The organism is Pseudoduganella sp. GW821-FHT12E03, from assembly GCF_058807115.1.
In genome coordinates this window covers 108,218-128,214 of the sequence record NZ_JBXAQJ010000004.1, presented here as the reverse complement: position 1 = coordinate 128,214, position 19,997 = coordinate 108,218, and the positions used below count along the sequence as shown (strand labels likewise).

18 protein-coding genes are annotated in these 19,997 nt (G+C 63.2%); 3 read left to right on the top strand and 15 right to left on the bottom strand.

From position 1 onward, the window contains the following. Positions 1-7: 7 nt before the first annotated feature. The 9 genes from AC1RRC_RS11550 to AC1RRC_RS11510 all read right to left on the bottom strand — a co-directional run bounded on the left by AC1RRC_RS11550 (position 8) and on the right by AC1RRC_RS11510 (position 7,701). Positions 8-1,063 carry a zinc-binding dehydrogenase gene (locus AC1RRC_RS11550; RefSeq protein ID WP_493055614.1) on the bottom strand — a complete coding sequence of 352 codons (1,056 nt, stop codon included), beginning with the start codon at positions 1,061-1,063 and terminating at the stop codon, positions 8-10. 7 nt (positions 1,064-1,070) lie between these two features. After that, a complete protein-coding gene (locus tag AC1RRC_RS11545; protein ID WP_493055613.1) occupies positions 1,071-1,739 on the bottom strand; it encodes a class I SAM-dependent methyltransferase in 669 nt (222 codons plus the stop codon). Between the two features lie 9 nt (positions 1,740-1,748). Then, positions 1,749-2,768, bottom strand: a complete 1,020-nt coding sequence (locus AC1RRC_RS11540) for a phosphotransferase (protein ID WP_493055612.1) — start codon at positions 2,766-2,768, stop codon at positions 1,749-1,751. A gap of 8 nt (positions 2,769-2,776) precedes the next feature. Further along, on the bottom strand, positions 2,777-3,382 hold the full coding sequence (locus AC1RRC_RS11535) for a haloacid dehalogenase-like hydrolase (RefSeq protein WP_493055611.1): 606 nt from the start codon (positions 3,380-3,382) through the stop codon (positions 2,777-2,779). Beyond that, on the bottom strand, positions 3,379-4,302 hold the full coding sequence (locus tag AC1RRC_RS11530; RefSeq protein ID WP_493055610.1) for a transketolase family protein: 924 nt from the start codon (positions 4,300-4,302) through the stop codon (positions 3,379-3,381). Before AC1RRC_RS11530 ends, AC1RRC_RS11535 begins: the two co-directional genes overlap by 4 nt. Positions 4,303-4,305: 3 nt before the next feature. After that, a complete protein-coding gene (locus AC1RRC_RS11525; RefSeq protein WP_493055609.1) occupies positions 4,306-5,106 on the bottom strand; it encodes a transketolase in 801 nt (266 codons plus the stop codon). Positions 5,107-5,109: 3 nt separating this feature from the next. Continuing rightward, a complete protein-coding gene (locus AC1RRC_RS11520; protein WP_493055608.1) occupies positions 5,110-6,054 on the bottom strand; it encodes an NAD-dependent epimerase/dehydratase family protein in 945 nt (314 codons plus the stop codon). Positions 6,055-6,063: 9 nt separating this feature from the next. Further along, positions 6,064-7,056, bottom strand: a complete 993-nt coding sequence (locus tag AC1RRC_RS11515) for an NAD-dependent epimerase/dehydratase family protein (protein WP_493055607.1) — start codon at positions 7,054-7,056, stop codon at positions 6,064-6,066. 69 nt (positions 7,057-7,125) lie between these two features. After that, positions 7,126-7,701, bottom strand: coding sequence for an SIS domain-containing protein (locus AC1RRC_RS11510; protein ID WP_493055606.1), 576 nt, complete (start codon positions 7,699-7,701; stop codon positions 7,126-7,128). A 178-nt stretch (positions 7,702-7,879) separates the two neighbouring features. Between AC1RRC_RS11510 and AC1RRC_RS11505 the strand changes: the two genes are divergently transcribed. The 3 genes from AC1RRC_RS11505 (at position 7,880) to AC1RRC_RS11495 (ending at position 11,264) form a co-directional block, all read left to right on the top strand. Continuing rightward, entirely contained in the window at positions 7,880-8,980 is a 1,101-nt protein-coding gene (locus AC1RRC_RS11505; protein ID WP_493055990.1) for an NAD(P)/FAD-dependent oxidoreductase, read from the top strand. Positions 8,981-9,141: 161 nt separating this feature from the next. Further along, positions 9,142-10,578: a PfkB family carbohydrate kinase gene (locus AC1RRC_RS11500; RefSeq protein ID WP_493055605.1), complete on the top strand. Its 1,437-nt coding sequence runs from the start codon at positions 9,142-9,144 to the stop codon at positions 10,576-10,578. Beyond that, entirely contained in the window at positions 10,575-11,264 is a 690-nt protein-coding gene (locus tag AC1RRC_RS11495; RefSeq protein WP_493055604.1) for a nucleotidyltransferase family protein, read from the top strand. The genes AC1RRC_RS11500 and AC1RRC_RS11495 overlap by 4 nt, the downstream gene beginning before the upstream one ends. 149 nt (positions 11,265-11,413) lie before the next feature. Here AC1RRC_RS11495 and AC1RRC_RS11490 read toward each other — a convergent pair whose 3' ends face one another. The 6 genes from AC1RRC_RS11490 to AC1RRC_RS11465 are packed head-to-tail and all read right to left on the bottom strand — an operon-like array spanning position 11,414 to position 19,994. Further along, a complete protein-coding gene (locus tag AC1RRC_RS11490; RefSeq protein WP_493055603.1) occupies positions 11,414-14,191 on the bottom strand; it encodes an O-linked N-acetylglucosamine transferase family protein in 2,778 nt (925 codons plus the stop codon). A gap of 20 nt (positions 14,192-14,211) precedes the next feature. Next, positions 14,212-15,288: an NAD-dependent epimerase/dehydratase family protein gene (locus AC1RRC_RS11485; protein WP_493055602.1), complete on the bottom strand. Its 1,077-nt coding sequence runs from the start codon at positions 15,286-15,288 to the stop codon at positions 14,212-14,214. Positions 15,289-15,292: 4 nt separating this feature from the next. Further along, entirely contained in the window at positions 15,293-16,318 is a 1,026-nt protein-coding gene (gene dmpG, locus AC1RRC_RS11480) for a 4-hydroxy-2-oxovalerate aldolase (protein ID WP_493055601.1), read from the bottom strand. Continuing rightward, entirely contained in the window at positions 16,311-17,213 is a 903-nt protein-coding gene (locus AC1RRC_RS11475) for an acetaldehyde dehydrogenase (acetylating) (protein WP_493055600.1), read from the bottom strand. Before AC1RRC_RS11475 ends, dmpG begins: the two co-directional genes overlap by 8 nt. Beyond that, positions 17,210-18,154 (bottom strand): NAD-dependent epimerase/dehydratase family protein, encoded by a 945-nt coding sequence (locus AC1RRC_RS11470; protein WP_493055599.1) that lies wholly within the window; start codon positions 18,152-18,154, stop codon positions 17,210-17,212. Before AC1RRC_RS11470 ends, AC1RRC_RS11475 begins: the two co-directional genes overlap by 4 nt. A 1-nt stretch (position 18,155) precedes the next feature. After that, positions 18,156-19,994 carry a thiamine pyrophosphate-binding protein gene (locus AC1RRC_RS11465; RefSeq protein WP_493055598.1) on the bottom strand — a complete coding sequence of 613 codons (1,839 nt, stop codon included), beginning with the start codon at positions 19,992-19,994 and terminating at the stop codon, positions 18,156-18,158. Between the last annotated feature and the right edge of the window lie 3 nt (positions 19,995-19,997).

Genomic DNA, 19,997 nt, shown 5'->3' with positions numbered 1-19,997 from the left:
TTACGGATTAATCCATCGCCACGATGCAGCGGCCGGCAAACGCGCCGGACCGCATGCCGTCGATGGCTTCATTGATCTGATCCAGCGTAAACCGGTGCGTGATCAGGTTTTTCAACTGGATCCGCCCGGTGCGGTACAGCTGGTGGTAGCGCGGGATATCCGTTTGCGGAATCGCTTCGCCGCCGGTCGAACCGCTCAGACCCTTGCCGAAGTGCAGCGGCAGCGAATAGATATTGATGTTGTTGCCTTTCTTCGGCACCCCCACCAGCGTGACGCGGCCTTGCGGCTTGGTGATTTCGTAACCCATTTCAATGATCGATGGCTGGCCGGTGTTGTCGATGAAGGCATCGACGCCGTTCGGGCCCAGCAGGTCGATGATGGCTTGCCTGGCATCGGTCGTGCTGCTGTTGATCAGGTGGGTCGCGCCCATTTCCTTGGCCAGCGCCAGCTTGCTGTCATGCAAGTCCACGGCAATGATCGGGTAGGCCGACACCAGCGCCGCCGCCTGCACGATGTTCAGGCCGATGCCGCCGGCGCCAAACACGACCACGGCTTCGCCAATTTTCACCTTGGCATTGTTTTCCACCACGCCAAAGCCGGTGGTTACGGCGCAGCCGAACAGCGCCGCCACTTCCAGGTCGCTGTCGGCGGGAATCGCCGTCACGCGGTTTTCCGACACGATCGTGTATTCGCTGAACGTGGTGACCTGTCCCGCATTGATTTTCTTGCCATCCAGCGTGTAGTTGGCGGTTGGCGCTTCGATACCGGCACCTTTGCGCCAGTGCAGCACCACCTTGTCGCCGACTTTCACGTGGCGCACGCCGGGGCCGATGTCCAGCACGGTGCCGGACGCTTCATGGCCCAGCAGGTGCGGAATGTATTTGTCTTCGCCCTTGGCGCCGTCGATTTCACCGATTTGCGAACCGCAAATCCCGCTGAAATGGACTTTGACCAGTACCTGGCCCACGTCCAGCTGGTCCGGCATGGTGACGTCCGCCACGGCCAGGGGCGCCTTCTGTTGCACCAGGATGGCGGCTTTCATGGTTTTTGGCATTGCAGTCATGTTCACCTCACTCGAAGTAGATCAGGGAATGGTCGCCGGTATAGCCGGTCTGCTTGAACCACCAGTCCCACTCTTCCGGCGTGCAGAATGCTTCGCACGTGACTTGCCAGTACATCAGGTTGGCTTTTTCCTCTTCGTTGCGGTACGACTCGACGCACATGTACTTTTGCTTGCCGACGCGCTCCATTTCACGCAGCGCCTTGTCGAGGTCGTAGTTGTGCAGGTTGTGCAGGGTGGTGATGGAAAACACCAGGTCGAAATGCTTGTCCGGGAATGGCAGGCTGTTGGCGTTGCCCAGGATCAGGCGGTCGCGGATTTCTTCCTTGGAATTGTCCAGCGCGTACTGGGAAATATCGAGGCCGTGGATTTCCAGGCCCGGCACCAGCAGCGACATTTCATACAGCAGGAAACCCTTGCCGCAACCGACGTCGAGCACCTTGTCGCCGGCTTTCAAGCCGTAATGGTCGATCATGGCTTGCGCCACCGGGGCCCAGCGGCCCGCCATGTACTTGTAGCCGCCGTAGCAAATCTTGCGGTCGCCGTCCCAGTAATCGAAACCCCATTGCTTGGCCAGCGCGGCGGCCTTGGCTTTCGGGAAATCAGGGTCGTTCACGCGCGCCAGGTAATCGCGCTTGGTGCTTTTGTGGACCGCGGAAAGGAAGTCGATGTAAGCCATGTTTGCTTTCTATGCGAGGTGAGTCTCAAAATAAGTGCGCGCCTTGGCCAGCTGGGTTTCCAGCAAGCCATCGGCAGCGATGCCTGCATGCAGGCGGCGCTGGCGGTCTTGCGCGCGTAATTCGTTCAGCAGGATGCCACACCATTTAATGCGGTGCAGCGGCAACACGGCGCCAATGCGGCGTGCGATGGCGCCATCGTCGCCCAGCGCGGCGAGCAGGGTGCGCTGGAACAGCGCGCCGTGCGCGGCGCTGACGGGCACTTCCGGCTGGCACTGGAAATCGCAGATCAGCTTGGCCGGGTCATCCCAGCCGGCATATTCAAAATCCACGAAGGCCAGCCGGCCATCTTGCTCCAGGGTATTGTGGAAGCCAAAATCGGAGGGCGACAGGATCAGCGCCGTGCGTGGCAGCGGAGCGGACAGGTCGCCTTCGCCGGCCAGCGCGGTGCGTGCCGCCGCATCGAGTTTTTCCCAGGCCGGGGCCAAGGTGTCGCGCACAAACGCATGCGCTTCGCGTTCGATGCTGCTGAGGCTGCTGTCATCCGCTGGAGCACACGCCAGCAAGCCGGCAATGCGCAGCGCCGCCAGGTCCAGATGCGTTTGCACGGTCATACAGGCGTCCGATGCGTTCGGCAGGGTCTCCGCCCCCGCCGCGCCGCGCAAAGCGCACAGCGACGCGATAAACGCGGCGGCCTGCGCCATATGATCATCGGTCAGCACGGCAGGGCGCTGGCCCGGCAACAGCGCATACAGCGCGCAATTGAGGGACGCATCCATGCCCAGGGTGCGCGGCACGGTCGTGACGCCATGGCGGGTGCAAAAATCGAGGAAACGGTATTCCGTGCCCAGGCGGTCGCGGGTGTCGGCCTGGTGGGAAAAATATTGCTTGAGGATCCAGGGGCGGCCGCTGTGATCCGTGATGCGCAACACTTCACTGTTGCGCCCGGCGCGCAGCGCGACCGCTTGCAGCGGTCCGCCGGCGCCGTGCTGTTCGCAAAAGGCGGTGACTGCGGGGGAAAGTCCGGTCATGCCAACCGTTATGCCAGCTTCAGGATGCCGGGAAGCTGGTCCCACGACGTCATGACGGTCCAGCCAGGCTGGGCCTTGGTATTGCCATCCGGCGAGAACAGGATTTTCTCGACCGTGTCCGGCAGCATGGCCAGGATTTCCGGCAAATCATCGACATAGTGCGTGCATTGCTGCGCGACGATGCGGGCGATCTTTTCTTCCTTGGTCAGCTCGAAGAACACTTGTTCCTGTTGCCACGCCAACCCGTCTTCCGCATGGAAACCCTGCTGGTTCAGCCAGCTGCGCGCGGCCGCGTGCAAGTCCCATTTCTCGCCCATGTAGGGCCAGCGGGTTTTATGACTGACGATGCACATCGGAATCTTGTGCCCCGCCAGCGCGCGCAGGGTGTCGCGCATGCCGGGGTAGGGCGCCGCTTCCAGGATGCGGCCGCCATAGACCGCGCCTTGCAGCTTGGTCCACTCGTCTTCCTGGTCGATTTGCCGCAGGTAGTCACGCACCGCGTTTTTTTGCGGCGGCGTGGCTTCCGGGATCAGCTTCAAATCCAGCGCCGCCTGGCGGAACAGCTGGTCGTAGCTGATCAGGGTGTTGTCGAAATCAAGACCTAACCGCATCATTTCCCCAGCCGTTCGAGGATCTGGTGCGTAATCGCATGGGCATCCATGCCCAGCATTTCACGGGCCTCTTCCTGTTCGCCGCAGCCGGACAGGAAACGGTCGGGACCGGCCACGATCAACACTTTGCCCAGGTCGACACGCTTGGTATAGCCCCATTCCAGCACGGCGCTGCCGGCGCCGGCCGTGAACGCGTGCTCTTCCACCACCACCACGAGTTTCTTGGTGGCGAAGGCGTTGCTCAGCAGTTCGTCATCGAGCGGCTTCACGGTGTGCATGCTGACCACTTCGGCGGAAATGCCCTTGTCGGCCAGGCTTTGCGCGGTGTCCAGTGCCGGGGCAATCATGTTGCCGACCGACAGGATGGTCACATCGGTGCCCGGACGCATGACGATGCCCTTGCCGATGGTGAACGCCGGTTCGCCGTCGTGCACGTTCGGTTCGCCTTTCTTGCCCAGGCGGATATAGGTCGGACGGCCCAGGCGCAGCGCATCGCGCACCGCGCCTTTGACTTCGATCGGATCGGCCGGGCACACCACGTGCATGTTCGGCAGCGAGCGCAGGATCGCGATGTCTTCCATCGAATGGTGGGTCGCGCCCAGGTTCGCATACGACAGGCCGGCGCCGGTGCCGACCACGATCACGGGCAGGTTCGGGTAGCAAATGTCGAGGCGGATCTGTTCCAGCACGCGCGTGGTGTTGAACGGCGTGATGGTGTACGTGATCGGACGCAGGCCGGACGCGGCCAGGCCGGACGCCAGGCCCGTCATGTTGGCTTCCGCCACGCCGCAGTTATAGAAGCGGTCCGGATGCTTGTCTTTGAATTTGTCGAACAGGCGGTTGCCGATGTCGCCGGCCAGCATCACCAGTTCAGGATACTCGTCACCCAGCTCGGTGACGGCTTTAGCAAAAGCATTTCTCATGTTTTATACGCCCAGTTCCGCTTTGGACTGTTGCACTTCTGCTTCGGTCGGAATGCGATAGTGCCAGTTATTGTCATCTTCCATGAACGACACGCCTTTACCTTTGACGGTGTGGGCCACGATCATGGTCGGCTGGTCGGGTTTCGTGTCGTTGATGGCTGCCAGGATGGCCGCGTGGTCGTGGCCGTCCAGTTCATGCACGTGCCAGCCGAACGAGCGGAATTTTTCCGCCAGCGGGTCCAGGCCCAGCACTTCGCGCGAACGGCCGGTGGCTTGCCATTTGTTGAAGTCGACGAACGCGGTCAGGTTGCCCAGCTTGTTGGCGGAGGCAAACAGCGCGGATTCCCAGACGGAACCCTCGTTGCACTCGCCATCGCTCATCAGCACGAAGGTGCGGTAATCCTTTTTCAGGATGCGCGCCGCCAGCGCCATGCCGTTGCCGCACGCCAGGCCATGGCCCAGCGAACCGGTGGCGGTTTCCACCCCGGCCAGACGTGGCGTCGGGTGCTCTTCCAGCAGCGACCCCTTCTTACCGTAGGTCAGCAAGTCTTCCGGTTTAATAAAACCTTTCCATGCCAGCGCCGCGTACAGCGCGGTGGCGGCGTGGCCCTTGGACAGGATGAAGCGGTCGCGCTCAGCCCAGTGCGGATTGGCCGGATCGACCTTCAGCACCGAGTGGTACAGCACCGACACCATGTCGATGCACGACAGCGCGGACGCCAGGTGGGCCGCGCCGGCCCGGTGCGACATTTCGATGGCCGTGGCCCGGAACTGGGCCGCCAGTTGTACAGAAGTGGTGCTCATCAATTATGCCTGCAGGTTCAGGTGCTTCATCCAGCGCACCGTGTAGTACTCATCCTTGTCCACCAGTTCGCCGGACTTGAATTTCGTGGCAACGTCTTCAATGGCTTGCGCCACCGAATATTGCTGCTTGAAGCCGGTGGCAACCAGCTTGTCGGAATTCTGGCGGTACGAACGCGGGTCGTTCGAGGCGGACACCACGATATCGGCCGGGACCTTGGCGGCCACGCGCTGCGCGATATCCATGATGGAAATGTTTTCAAAGCCGGCGTTGTAGCAGCCGTTGTCGATTTCCGGATGGGCCAGGAAGTGGCGGTACACGTTGACCATGTCGCCGATGTGGATGTTCGGGCGCGTCTGGTCGCCGCCGAAGACCGTCATCTTGCCGTTTTTCAGCGCTTGCATGGTCAGCATGTTGACCGACACGTCCAGGCGCATGCGCGGCGACCAGCCGCACACGGTGGCAGGGCGCACGCAGTGGATGCGCATCTTGTCGGCATAGGAGAGCAGTACGCGCTCGGCCACCATCTTGGTCTTGTTGTACGCGGTGATCGGCACCAGTTCCAGGTCTTCCGTCACTTGCGGGTCATCCTTGACGCCATACACGCTGCCGGAGCTGGCGAAGATGAATTGCTTGACGCCGGCGCGCACGGCGCGGTCGGCCAGTTGCTGGGTTGCCAGCACGTTGACTTCCCACGACAGGGTCGGGTTCATTTCCACGCCCGGGTCGTTGGCAATGTTGGCCAGGTGCAGGATCACTTCCACGCCATCGAGCGGAATGCTGTTGACGTCACGGGTATCCTGTTTCAGCACGGTCAACTGCGGATGCGGCTGCAGGTGGTTGCCAAACCATTGCGTGTCCACCACGGTGATGGTGTGGCCGTCTTTCAGCAGTTGTTCGGTCAATACGGTGCCGACATAGCCGCAACCGCCGGTAATCAAGAGTTTCATGCGTGGTCCTTAGCGCTTGTGAATGTAATCCGCTGGCAGGGTTTTCAGCGTCTCCAGATTGGTATCGACCCAATCCAGCGTTTGCTTGAGGCCTTCAGCGAGGTCAATTTTGTGGGTCCAGCCCAGTTCTTTGCGGATCTTGGCGCTGTCGAGCAGGTAAGCCTGGTCTTTGCCGAGGCGGTCTTCCGTGACTTCCACCAGGTCATTGAAGGCCACGCCGGTGGCGTCGCACACCTGTTCCACCAGCTGGCGGATCGAGACCGTGTCGTAGGTCGAGATGTGGTAGCTGTCGCCGGCCACGCCATCTTCCGCGATGCGCAGGGTGGCCTCGGCCACGTCATCGATATGGATGAACGAGCGCACCGAGTGGCCGCCGCCGTGCAATTGCATTTTCTTGCCCAGGCGCGCATACAGCATGGCGCGCGGCATGATGCGGTACAGCTGCTGGCCCGGGCCATACACGTTGGCCGCGCGGGTGAAGCAGACCGGGAAGTCGTAGGCCTTGAAGAAACTCATCAGGTGCAAGTCGCAGGCGGCGCGCGATACGGCATACGGCGTGCTGGGCGCGAAATGGAAGGTTTCCGGCAGCCAGCCATCGGTGCTGCCATACACTTCCGGCGTGGTCACGTGCACGTATTTTTTCAGGTATTTCAGCTTGCGCAATTCATCGTGCAGCAACACCTGGCCGACCACGTTGGTCTGGTACCAGTCGGCCGGCGTGATCCAGCTTTGCGCGACCATGCCTTGCGCGGCAAAGTTCACGATATATTCCGGCTGTTGCTCATCGATCAGCTTCATCAGCTCGGGCAACTGGGTGTTCAGGTGGATCTGGTGGAACTCGAACCGGCCCGGATGCGCGTGCCATTTATACGGCAGCAGCACGTCATGCGGTTCTTCGGAGCGGCTGACGCCGATCACACTGTGTCCACGGTCCAGCAGGTAATTAACAAAGCTGGCGCCGGAGAAGGAATTGCTGCCGATAACGAGATAGCGATGTGGCATGTGTGTTGACTGGCAAAGGATGGGCGGATTGAACGAAAGGCCGGCAAGGCCGGCCCGGATGGCGGACGATCAGGCCGGCGTTTTGGCCGGCGGATTGTCGCACAGGTATTGCATGCACATATGGCCGACCACCAGCTGCAAGTCTTCGGCGATTTGCATATCGTCGATGGCGAAGTGCAGCGGGGTGCGCGCGATGTCCTTGCATTTGCCGCCGGAATAGCCGAGCACCGCGAAGGTGTGCATGCCGATGGCGTTGCCGGTTTCCAGCGCCTTGACCACGTTCGGTGAATTGCCGCTGCCGGACAAGATCACCAGCACGTCACCGGCGCGGCCTTTGGCGCGCAATTGTTCGGAGTAAATCTGGTCATAGCCCAGGTCGTTGCCGAGGCAAGTCAGCACGGCCGCGTTGGCGCTCAGCGATTCGACCCGCATGCCGACGCCATACTGCTTGCCGACCCCGTACAGGAAGTCGTTGGCGAGGTGGATGGCATTGCCGGCGCTGCCGCCGTTGCCGCAGAAATAAATGGAATTGCCGGTGCGCCAGGCTTCGCGCATGGCCTCGGCCAGCACGGGAACCTGCTGCATGGCGTCGAGGTGGAGGGCCTGGGTCAGTTTGCCGACGTAATTAGCGATAATTTGCTGCATGATGAGTTCCGCTGACGGGGAAGTGACTAAGGCCAGATGTGCCGCAAAGTATCTGGAGCCGGGAGAGGCTATGCGCCTCTGAGCGAACCGATCTTATTTCTCTTTGTGGGTGCCGTCAATCTCAATCAGGCAGGGGTTACACTGCCAATTCTTGGGATTGGACAGAGGGACAATGATAGTGGAGCAACTTGATTGCGTGGTGGTGGGCGCCGGTGTGGTCGGACTGGCAGTGGCGCGTGCGCTGGCTTTGGCGGGCCGCGAGGTGGTGATCCTGGAGTCGGAAAACTGCATCGGCAGCGGCACCAGTTCGCGCAACAGCGAAGTGATCCATGCCGGCATTTACTATCCGGCCGGTTCGCTGAAGGCGCGCCTGTGCGTGCAGGGCAAGGAAATGCTGTACGCCTATTGCGCCGAACACGGCGTGGCGCACCGCCGCTGCGGCAAACTGATCGTCGCCACCGATGACAGCCAGCTGGCGCAGCTGGCGCAGATCCGCGCCAAGGCCGCCGCCAACGGCGTCCACGACCTGCAATTGCTGACGCGCGAACAGGCGCTGGCGCTGGAGCCGGACCTCCACTGCACGGGGGCGCTGCTGTCGCCGTCGACCGGCATTATCGACAGCCATGCGTACATGCTGAGCCTGCTCGGCGATGCGGAACGGGCCGGGGCCACGCTGGTGCTCAACGCGCCGCTAGACGGCGGCACGGTGGGCAAAGATGGCATCTTCCTCAACGTGCAAGGTGAAACCTGGCAAGCCCGTGCGCTGATCAATTGCGCCGGCATCCACGCGCCCGCTGTTGCGGCGACGCTACAGGGCTTGCCAGCGCCATATCAGCCACGTGCTTACTATGCCAAGGGAAATTATTTTTCGTGCAGCGCCCGCGCGCCGTTTTCGCGCCTGATTTATCCGGTACCGGAGCAGGCCGGGCTGGGCGTGCATTTGACCCTGGATCTGGGCGGCCGCGCCCGCTTTGGGCCCGACGTCGAATGGGTCGAAGCGCCGGAATACGCGGTCGACGTGGGCCGCGCCGCCAGTTTTTACGGGGAAATCCGCAAGTATTGGCCGGCGTTGCCGGACCATGCGCTGCGCGCCGATTACGCCGGCATCCGGCCCAAGCTTGATGGCCCGGGCCATGCGGCGGCGGATTTCCGCATCGACGATGCCTCCGCGCATGGCATCCCCGGCCTGGTCAACCTGTTCGGTATCGAATCGCCGGGATTGACGGCGTCGCTGGCGCTGGCGGACCTGGTGCGCGCGCGATTGCAGGGCGCCGCGTGACGAAGCCGCCTGATCGGATTAGCATGAAATCCGTGGTTCCGGTAATATTATTGCAATTCAGCAATTAACTGCCCGTCAACCCCTTTATTCTCCCGATGAGGCAGCACGCGGCGCAGGTAAGCTGTGACTCCCTCACTGGATCGAATGAGATCGGATTACCCATGTCAGAAAAGACTGTCCTTGTTTCCGGCAACTTCAATGTGCTGCACCCCGGCCACCTGCGTTTGCTGCGCTTTGCCAGCGAATGCGGCACGCGCCTGGTGGTGGCCGTGGCGTCGGACCGTATCGCCGGCAAGGCGGCCCACGTGCCGGCCGAACTGCGGCTGGAAAGCGTGCAAAGCATTGCCCAGGTCAATGACGCGTTCATCATGGATGAACCGGTGGCCGACCTGGTGGCGCGCCTGAAACCCGATATCGTGGTCAAGGGCAAGGAACATGAATCAACCGACAATCCCGAGCTGGCGGTGCTGGAAAGCTATGGCGGTCGCCTGCTGTTCAGTTCCGGCGAAAGCTGGTTTTCGTCGGCGGATTTGCTGAACAAGGAAATCGAACCAACCAATTTCAGCCCGATCGGTTTGCCGCATGATTACCTGGGCCGCCACAACATCAGCCTGGCGCGCCTGCGCGAACTGGTCAATAAATTCGCTCAGCGCAAAGTGTGCGTGGTGGGCGATTTGATCATCGATGAATACATCAATTGCGAGCCGCTCGGCATGTCGCGTGAAGACCCGACCATCGTGGTCAGTCCGATCAATACCACGCGCTTCGTTGGCGGCGCCGGCATCGTGGCCGCGCACGCGGCCGGCATGGGGGCCAAAGCCGAATTCGTGTCGCTGACTGGCGCGGACGCCGTGCGCCCGTATGCGGTGGAAGAATTGCAGCGCATGAATGTCAGCGCGCACATGTTGACGGACGACAGCCGTCCGACCACCTTGAAACAGCGCTACCGCTGCCATGGCAAGAGCATGCTGCGCGTCAGCCATTTGCGCCAGGATGCGATTTCCACGCAATTGCAGGAAGACTTGCTGGCGCTGATGGAAAAAGCCATGGATGGTGTGGACGTGCTGGTGTTTTCCGACTTCAACTATGGCTTGCTGCCGCAGCCGGTGGTGGACCGCATCACGGAAATGGCGAAAGCCAAAGGCATCTTGCTGGCGGCGGACAGCCAGTCGTCGTCGCAGGTGGGCGATATCACGCGCTTCCGTGGCATGGATTTGATCACGCCGACCGAACACGAAGCGCGCCTGGGCGCGCGCAACATGGACGCGGGCCTGGTGGTGCTGGCCGAACTGTTGCGCGGCATGGCCGATGCCCGCCATGTGCTGTTGAAAATGGGCGGCGAAGGCATGCTGGTGCACGTGGGCGAACAGCCCGGCTCCGAATGGGTGACTGACCGTGTTGGCGCGCTGAACGTGGCGCCGCGCGATGTCGCGGGCGCGGGCGACAGCCTGCTGATCGCCAGCGCGCTGGCGCTGGCCAGCGGCGCCGATATCTGGGAAGCCGCGTGCCTGGGCGCGCTGGCGGCGGCGGTGCAGGTGGGCCGCGTCGGCAACGTGCCGATCCAGGCCGAAGAATTGCTGCGCGAGTTGCAGGCATGAGGGCGCTGCTGCTGGCGGCCGGTTTCGGCACCCGTTTGCGCCCGCTGACGGACACCATCCCGAAATGCCTAGTGCCGATCAAGGGCCAGCCCTTGCTTGATATCTGGCTCGAGCGCCTGACGGATGCCGGAGTCGGGCCGTTCCTGATCAACACCCATTACCTGGCGGACCAGGTGGAAGCCTACGCGGCGGCCAGCCGCTATGCGGACCAGGTGCAGCTGGTGGAAGAAAAGGAGTTATTGGGCACGGCCGGGACCCTGATTGCGAATCTGCCGTTCTTTGACGGCGGCGATGCGCTGATGATCCACGCCGACAATTACTGCCTGGCGGATTTCAAGGCATTCCTGCAGGCGCATGCGCAGCGTCCGGCGCACTGCCTGATGACGATGATGACGTTCCGCACCGCCACGCCGCAGACTTGCGGCATTGTCGAACTGGACGAACAGGGTGTCGTCGTGGGCTTCCACGAAAAGGTCGCCAATCCGCCGGGCAACCTGGCCAATGGCGCGATTTATTTACTCTCGGCGGAATTGCTGGCGCGCCTCGGTGGCGAGTGGGCGCACGTGACCGATTTCAGCACCGAAGTACTGCACCATCTGGTGGGGCGCATTTATACGCATGAAACGCCGGCCCGGTTCCTTGACATCGGCACGCCGGAAACGTACGCGCAGGCCAACGCCAGTTAAAACCCCCGGAGCCCGGGACATGAAATGCGTAGGGCGGCTTGGTTTCATCAAGCCGCCATGCGTGCTGCGCCGCTATCGCCGGCATTCCCGGTAACGCAGGCATGGCGGCTTGCGCTGCGCGCAAACCGCCCTACGGAGTAACCGCCCGGTTACTTCGCTTTCGGCTTGGTCAGCAGCAAGGTCGTCGCCTGCTGAATCATCGACTGGATCGCCTCCAGGTCGAACTTGCCCGCCCGGATTTCTTCCCGCATCGTACCCAGGTACCACAGGCACGTGGTCAGCTTGCTGGCCAGCTGTTCGTCGGCCGTGTGGCGGTCGTCAAAGTAATGGCCGTTTTCCAGCGCATCGCAATACAGTTGCAGCCAGTCCAGGTTGGCGCGGATGGCCTGGCCGTTGCCGCGCTGGTCCTGGCCGCCGTGCAGGCGGAAGTAGCTCAGCGTGTCCGGCAGGTACACCGCGTCGTGTTCACGCAGGATGGCCAGCCAGGTCGCCACGTCCGACAGCACCGTGTACTGGCGGCCGCAGAACATGCCGAACTGGCGGTCCAGCGCTTTCTTGCGGATCAGTACCGTGGTGGGTTCGCCGATCAGGTTGCGTCCGCCGGTCAGCAGCAGATGGCCGAACTGGCGGCCGCTGATGCGCGCTTCCGATTCAAACAGGCGCTCGGTGCCGGGGATCGGCGCCATGTGCGCGCCGTTGGCGTCGATCAACTGGCGGAACGACGTCACCAGGCCGATCTTTTCATCGGTCAGCATGAACGACATCATGCGCATGATTTTTTCCGGATGGTACAGGTCGTCGTCCATCAGGAAATTGATGTACTCACTGCGCGAATGCTTGAAGCAATTCATCGCGTTTTCCAGCGGCCCATAGCCCGGCACCCGGTAATAGCGGATCTGCGGATACTTGGCGATGTACGGCGCGAAGCGGGCCCGGGTCAGTTCATCGTCGCTGTTGTCGCTGATGATGATCTCGATGTTCGGGTAGGTCTGCTCCAGCACGCTTTTCAGCGCCAGTTCGCCATAGTCGGGGCGGTTGTGGGTCGGCAGCAGGATCGACACCAGCGGCAGGCCGCTCGGCGTGATGTTGCGGTCCGGTGTGACGGCGATTTCCGTAAAGCGCTGTTCCAGGTCGCGCACGAAGCGTTCACTGTCGAACAGTGGCGTGGTCAGGCGGTTGGCGTCGAGTTTCTTGTGCAGTTCGGCGGTATAGGCGCGGTCGTTGCCCAGCTTGATGGCCAGCGCTTCGTAATCGGCGGTGGTGAACGTCACCAGTTCCGGCAAGCCGACCGCGCGCAGCAGGCTGCCCGCCATGCGCGACGAGAACGTCTTGCCGGCGCAGGTCAGGACCGGCAGGCCGGCCCACAGCGCGTCGCTGGCGGTGGTGCCGCCGCCAAACGGATTGGTGTCGAGGAACAGGTCGGCCACCTGGAAGCGCGCCAGGTAATCGGCCGGCGCGACGCGCTTGGCAAACAGCAGGCGGTCCGGATGGACGCCGCGCACCTGCGCTTCGCGCTGCAGGTTGGAGCGCACGATGTCGCCATCGGCCACCAGCCACAGCACCGAGTTCGGCACGTCGCGCATGATGCGCATCCAGCTGTCGAACACTTCCGGGATGATCTTGAAGGTATTGTTGAAGGCGCAGAACACATAGGCGTCTTCCGGCAAGCCGCACGATTCGCGCGTGGGCTTGACGCCGATCTGGCGCTGGCGGTCATTGATCTGGAACGTGTGCGGCATGTGCAGCGGCTTTTCAGTGAAGAAAGGCTCGAGCTCGGGCGGCATCACGAACGGGTCGGAAATTACGTAATCGATTTCCGGCAGCGCGGTCGGACCTGGCAGGCCCAGCCACGTGATCTGCACCGGCGCAGGGCGGTGCGACAGGATGTTGTGGCGGGCATTCATGGTCAGGCCGTGCAAATCGACCAGGATGTCGATTTCGCAGGCGCGGATCAGCTGCGCCGCCTCCAGGTCGGACAGGGCGCCGATCCGGATATGGTGGTCCATGCCGGCAATGACGCGCGCGCGCATCGGCGAACCATCTTCATGGCTCCAGCAAAAGCCGAACACTTCGAATTTGCTGCGGTCGTGCAAGCCATACAGTTCGGCGGTCAGGATCGACACCGCGTGCGAGCAAAAGTCGGACGACAGGTAGCCGATGCGCAGCCGCTCGTGCTTGTAGCCGGCGGTGGCCATCGGCGCCACGCCTTTTAACACTTTTTCTTCGACGTAGCGCTGCGACGCGCCGACCTGTTCGATCGGTTCCGGCGACGCGCTCAGCATCGCCAGCGCCGACGTGCCGTCCAGCAGCTTGCGCTCGGAAATGCCGATGCGGGTGTCGTACACGGGCCAGTTGCACTGTTTCTGGCGCAGGTGCACCCAGTGCGTGACGACGTTGCGCTGCTCCGGTTCCAGCCGCAGGCTTTCCGCCAGCGCGGCTTCGGCTTCCGGCATGCGCTTGAGGATTTCCTGCAGGCGGCCGATGTTGTTGAGCGCCTGTACGCGCAGCGCCTTGGTCGGCGGCGTGGTGGGTGGCGAAATCTCGACCGCGCGGCGCCACAGTTCCAGCGATTCTTCCGGGCGCTTCATGCGCTCGAGCAAGGTGCCCAGGTTCAGCAGCGCTTCGACGAAATTGGGATTGGCTTTCAGCGAGGCGCGGTAGGCCGCCTCGGCCCCGGCTTCATCGGCCACCGCCAGCAGCACGGCCAGGTTGAACCAGGCCGCGTACGCCAGCGGCGACGGCGTGTTGTCCAGCCACAGGCGGTAGACATGGATGGCTTGATCGCTCTGGCCGGCTTCGGTCAGCAGCTGGGCCACCTGGAACAGTTCGATGATCTGCAGCATGCCGGTGGCGGCTTGCTGCATGGCCGCGTCGACCTGGGCGGCCTGTTCGGACGTGAGCGGGGAAACAGTCGTCGGTTTAATCATGTTCTCTTTCAAGCTCCGGTTCAGGCGCGCGGCGTGCTGAACCAGCGGTACGTTTTATCGATGGTGTGGTCGAGCGTGCAGGTCTGGCGCACACCCAGGCGCTTTTCCGTGGCCGTGGTGTCGGGGAACAGGTCGTCGTCGCGCACCGGGCGGTTGGGCAAGGTGTTGAGCGCGACGCGCGGGCGCGGCGCCACCTGGTCGCCGATCAGGCGCACCAGGTCCAGGTGGCTGACTGGCTGCGGGCTGCCCAGGTTATACACTTCGCCATCGACGCCCTTGGCCAGCGCGGCCAGGCACCACCAGGCCGCGTCGCTGCCGTACAGGTAACTGCGGCGCGCGCTGCCGTCGCCGTGGATGCGGATTTCACCGCTGGTCAGGACGTCGCGCAGGAAGTTGTTGATGGCCCACGGACGGTCCAGTTCCTGGTAGGCGCCGGTCAGGGTGAACGGGCGCACGGTGGACACGGGCAGGCGGTACTGGCTGCGGAAAATCGCCGCCACCATTTCCGCGCTGCGCTTGGCTTCCGCGTACACGGTGTGGGGATGGCCCACCGCCAGCGGGAACACATCGGTTTCCGTCAGCGCGCCGGAACGCTGCGGCGCGCCGGCCACCAGGCAGGAGCTGACGTTGACGAAGCGGCGCAGCCCGTCCAGCTGCGAGGCGGCTTCCAGCGCGTTGGCGACGCCGGCTGTGGTGGTCTGGTACACGCGCAGCGGGTCGGACGCGTGCACCCGGTTGTTCGGGATGCCGGCCGCGTGCAGCACATAGCTGGTGCCGCGCGCGAATTCAAACGACGAGCGCACGTCCTGTTTCTTCAGGCGGATGTCGAGGCGGTTGGCCAGGTGCGGGCACTTTTGCGGCCACTCGCCAATGTTGCGCGCATACAGGTCGAGCGTGATGCCGAGGTTGTACTCGTCATTCAGGGTGGCCACCATTTCCGCCACCCAGGTGCCGAGGAAGCCGGTGCCGCCGGTCACGGCGATGTGCTGGCGCGCCAGCGCGCCGCGCACGTCGGACTGGTCGGCGCAGGCGGCCAGGCAATCCTGGCGCATTTCCGCGTAGCGGGCGAGATCGTTATGGCTGGTACGGTCGGTCATGGAGTCAGCCTTTCGTAGTGGTGCCGCCTTGTGCGGCCAGGTCGCGTGCAACTTCGATGATCAGGCTTTCCTGGCCCGCCACGGCGTTGCGCTTGCCGAGGCCGAAGAAGATGTCGCGCGGGTCGACGTTGTAATCCTGCGCGGCGCGCGCCACCGGCTTGGCGAAGCCGGAAAACACGCCGGCCAGGCCGCTGACGATGGACAGCGGCGAAATCGATGGCGCCACCGGGTTGAATTCCTTTTCCGCCACGTCGGCCGCGTCGAGGATCTTGTACAAGTCGATGCCGGTTTCGAAGCCGAGGCGGTCGAACACCGCCACCAGCACTTCGAGCTGGGTATTGCCGGCGCCCGCGCCAAAGCCGCGGATGGTGCCGTCAATGATGGTGGCGCCCGCGTTGACGGCTTCCACCGAGTTGATGACCGCCATGCCCAGGTTGTTATGGCCGTGGAAACCGACCGGTATCGACAGGCCACCCACCAGGGTGCCGATGCGTTCCTTGACGTCGTCCGGGAAATACGCGCCGGCCGAATCCATGATGACGATGGCTTCCGCGCCGTACGATTCCATTTTCTTGGCTTCTTCCAGCAGCACCGACGGCGTCGCCATGTGGCTCATCATCAGCACGCCCCAGGCTTCCTTGCCGGCCTGGCGCACATAATTGATGTGGCGGTCGGTGATGTCGGCTTCGGTGCAGTGGGCGGCGATGCGGAACACGTCCACGCCCAGGTCGATGGCGCGGCTCAAGTCTTTCTTGATGGTGCAAAAGCCGGGAATCACGTGGATGCCCAGGCGCGAGTGCTTCAGGTTGGCGCGCGCGGTTTGCAGGATATCGTCATCGGTCAGGCGGCATTCGCCCACCAGCATGGACGAGGCGCCCAGGCCATTGCCATGGCCGACTTCGACGATCGGCACGCGCGCCGCTTCGGCGGCCTGGCAATACGCGACAAAACTTTCCCGGCTGAGCTGGTGGCGCACGGCGTGGTTGCCGTCGCGCAGGGTCGGGTCGCTGATCAGGATTTTCTTAGCCATGCTGGCGCTCCTTCGCGTCGTCCGCGGTGGCCAGGCGTTCGGCCATCGCGATAGCGGCGCAATTGATGATGTCGAGGTTGCCCGCGTACTGGGGCAGGTAATCGCCGTTGCCCAGCACCTTGATGGTGGTGACCACGCGGCCGCCTTCCAGGGTCGGCGGCACGATCAGCTGGTAGCCGGGCACGTAGGTTTTCAGTTCCGCCACCATGGCGTCGACCGCGGCGCGGATGGCCGGCAAGTCCGGGTCCGTGATCTTGGCGTAAATGGTGGTCTGCATGTCGATCGGCGGGTTGGCCGGATTCAGGATCAGGATCGCCTTGGCGCGCGCGGCGCCGGAAAAGCGCTGCAGCGCGTCTTCCGTGGTTTCAATGTATTCGTCCAGGTTGGCGCGCGTGGCCGGGCCGGCGCTGCGCGATGCGATGCTGGACGCCACTTCCATGTATTCGACGTTCTTGTGCACGTTGCCGATCGCATGCGCAATCGGGATCGACGACTGGCCGCCGCAGGTCACCATGTTGATGTTGCGCGAGCCGGTGTCGAGGCAGGCCTGGGCATTGATGGCGGGGATGCAGAATTCGCCCAGCTTGGCCGGGGTCATGTCGATCACGGTCTTGCCGAGTTTTTCCAGCGCGGCCCAGTGTTCGATGTGGGCCATGGCGGACGTCGCGTCGAACACCAGATCGCAAATGTCCGGGTTTTCCACGATGGCTTCGATACCCCGGTCGGAAATCGGCACGCCCAGCTGGCTGGCGCGCTTCATGCCGGCCGAGTTGAAATTGCGGCCCGCGAACAGGGTGCAGGTCAGGTGCGGCGAGCGCATGGCTTTGATCAGCAGGTCGGTGCCGATGTTGCCGGAACCGATGATGGCTATCTTGAGCGGGGCAGGTGTTTTCATCTTGCGCTATCCATGTCGTGGTCTGCGGTCTTGCCAAGGATTATCGCCGATTCGCTGGCGATGCCATCCTCGGAAGAGTAGGCCGGTTGGTAGCCCAATTCGGCGGCTTGCCGGTTGAGCGAGTAGTAATGCGGTTTGCTGCCGGTGGCATTGACAGCGCTGCCGTCGGCCACCTCATAGCGCAGGCCGAAGCGGCGTTGCATCAGCGCCAGCAAGGCCGGTTTGTCGATGGTGGCGGCGCTGTAGCAATCAAGCGCACGGTTGCCTGGTACCGCCAGCACGCACCGGACCAGCTGGTGAAAGTCGGCGCGGTGCAGGTAATCGCGCACCATGAAACCGGGGCTGGTGTGCAGCACGCTGCCGTCGCGCACCGCGCGCAGCATGTCGGTGATGAAGAAGCGCGCCGCCAGGTCTTGCGTGTGGCTGAAATAGTTAAAGATGCGCAGGTCGGTGATGGCGTCGTCCGGCCGCGCGCGGTGGCGGCATTCGGCATGCAGCTTGGCCACCGCATAGTAATCCTGCGGCTGCAGCGCGTTGATGGCGACCGTGGCGCGGGTATCCGGCCCGGCGGGCGCGGCGAAATCGCTGCCATAGGCCGCGCCGCTGGACAGGAACAGATAGCGCCGCGACGGATGGCGGCGCAGGCCGGCCAGCGCCAGGTCGTCGAACTGTTGCGTGATGTTGAAAATATCGCCGCCCATGCTGGCGGCGCGCTGCGGATCGCCGACGCCGACGAAATTGAGGACGGCGTCGTGCGGCACGCGGTCATACTCGCCGTACGCGGCGACCGGCAAGTCCAGGTCTTGCCGGTCGAGCCAGGCCTGCATGGCGGCCGTGTCGCGCACATACAGCAGCAGGTCGCCTTGCCCCGCGTCCACCAGCGAGCGGACCAGGTCTTTGGCGATCTGGCTGCTTGCGCCGAGGATGGCCAGCCTGCTCATATCAGAGCGCGCGAGATTTCTCGTGCATACCGTCCAGCATGGCCTGATCGAGCACGTCGCGCGGCAGCAGCGGCGACAGGTCTTCCAGCGGCGGCGACACCAGGCTGCCGTCCGGACGGGCCACCACCGACAGCTTCGGCGAGAACAGCTGTTCCGGATGCATGAACACTTCGCAAATCACCGGGCCGGTGGCGGCTTGCACCTGTTCCAGGGTGCTGTCGACTTCATCCCACTGGCGGATCTGGAACGACGGGATGTCGAATGCCTTGGCCAGTTTCGAGAAGTCCGGGCACGACACGCCGGACGCCGCATCGGTGCCGACATAGGTGCTCTTGAACAGCGAATTCTGGGTGTGCTTGATCATCAGGTAGCCGTCATTGTTGAAGATGAACAGCTTGATCGGCAGCTTGTGGTGCACCATGGTTTGCAGTTCCTGCAAATTCATCATGATGCCGCCATCGCAGTTGAGGCACATGACTTCGCCACGGTCGTTGGCGAACGACACACCCAGCGCGGCCGGCAAGCCATAGCCCATCTCGCCCAGGCCGGTGGACGTCATCAGGCGCTGGCCATCCTTGATGCGCAGCACCTGGTGGCCGCACAGCAGCGCGGTGCCCATGTCGGTCACGACGATCTGGTCCGGCTTGAAGTGCTGGTTCAGGCGTTCCATGAAGCGGTAGGAATTCATGAAGCCGCCCTTGTCGGCGTGCTCTTCGCCCACCCACGGGAATTGCGCTTCATAGGCGCGGCAGCGTTCCAGCCAGGCCGGCACAGCGGGTGAACCGGCAACCGGGCCACGGACCGCCACGCGCCCGTGCAGCTCTTCGATGAAGGTCTTGGCGTCGGCGACGATGTTCTCCGTGGTGCGCACCGCGTGCTTGGACACTTCGGTCGGATCGATATCGACCACGTCGATGCGGGCGCCGCGCGCCAGTTCCGTCAAGTCGTAACCGACTTGCGGGATCGCCAGGCGGGTGCCGATGGCCAGCACGTAATCACTGTTTTGCAGCACGAAGTTGGCGGCGCGCTGGCCATAGACGCCGGCGCGGCCAAACACCAGCGGGTGATCGGAATCGACCATGTCGATGCCGGCCCACGACACCAGCGCCGGCACGCCCAGCAGGTCCAGCAGCGGCGCAATGGCGCGCTCGCCGCCGGCCAGGCGGATGCCGTTGCCCAGCCACAGGACCGGACGTTCGGCCGCCAGCAGCGCATCGATCGCGCTGTCGAGCTGGTTGGAGGCGGTCTCCGACAGTGCACGGTTGGAGACTGGCGGGGTGAAATGCGCCATGGCTTCGCGCTCGATGCGGCCGGACTGGATATCCATCGGGATTTCCACCCAGACCGGACCGGGACGGCCATCCAGCGCCACGTGCACGGCTTCTTCCAGCGCGTGCATGGTCTGGTCCAGCTTGGTCACGCGCTGCTGGAACTTGGTCACGCGCTCCACCATCTGGCAGGAATCGTAACCTTGCACGCCCCACATGCGCAGCGGGTTTTCCGGGAACGTGAAACGCGAGTTTTCATTGCCGGCAATGATCAGGCACGGAATCGAGTCGGCCCAGGCCGACACCACGCCGGTGATGCCGTTGGTGGAACCGGCGCCCGTGGTCAGCAGCACGGCCGCCAGGCGGCCATGCGTGCGGTAATAGGTTTGCACCGCCATGGCGGCGCTTTGTTCGTGGTGCACACACACGATTTCACTGTAGCCGTGGCGGGTGATGGCTTCGAACAAATGCACATTGCCGGCGCCGATAATGCCGAAGACGTGGCGGATGCCCATTTGTTCGAGCTTTTCGGCCACTTGCTGGGCGACCTTGATTTTTTCTTGCACTTGCATCGG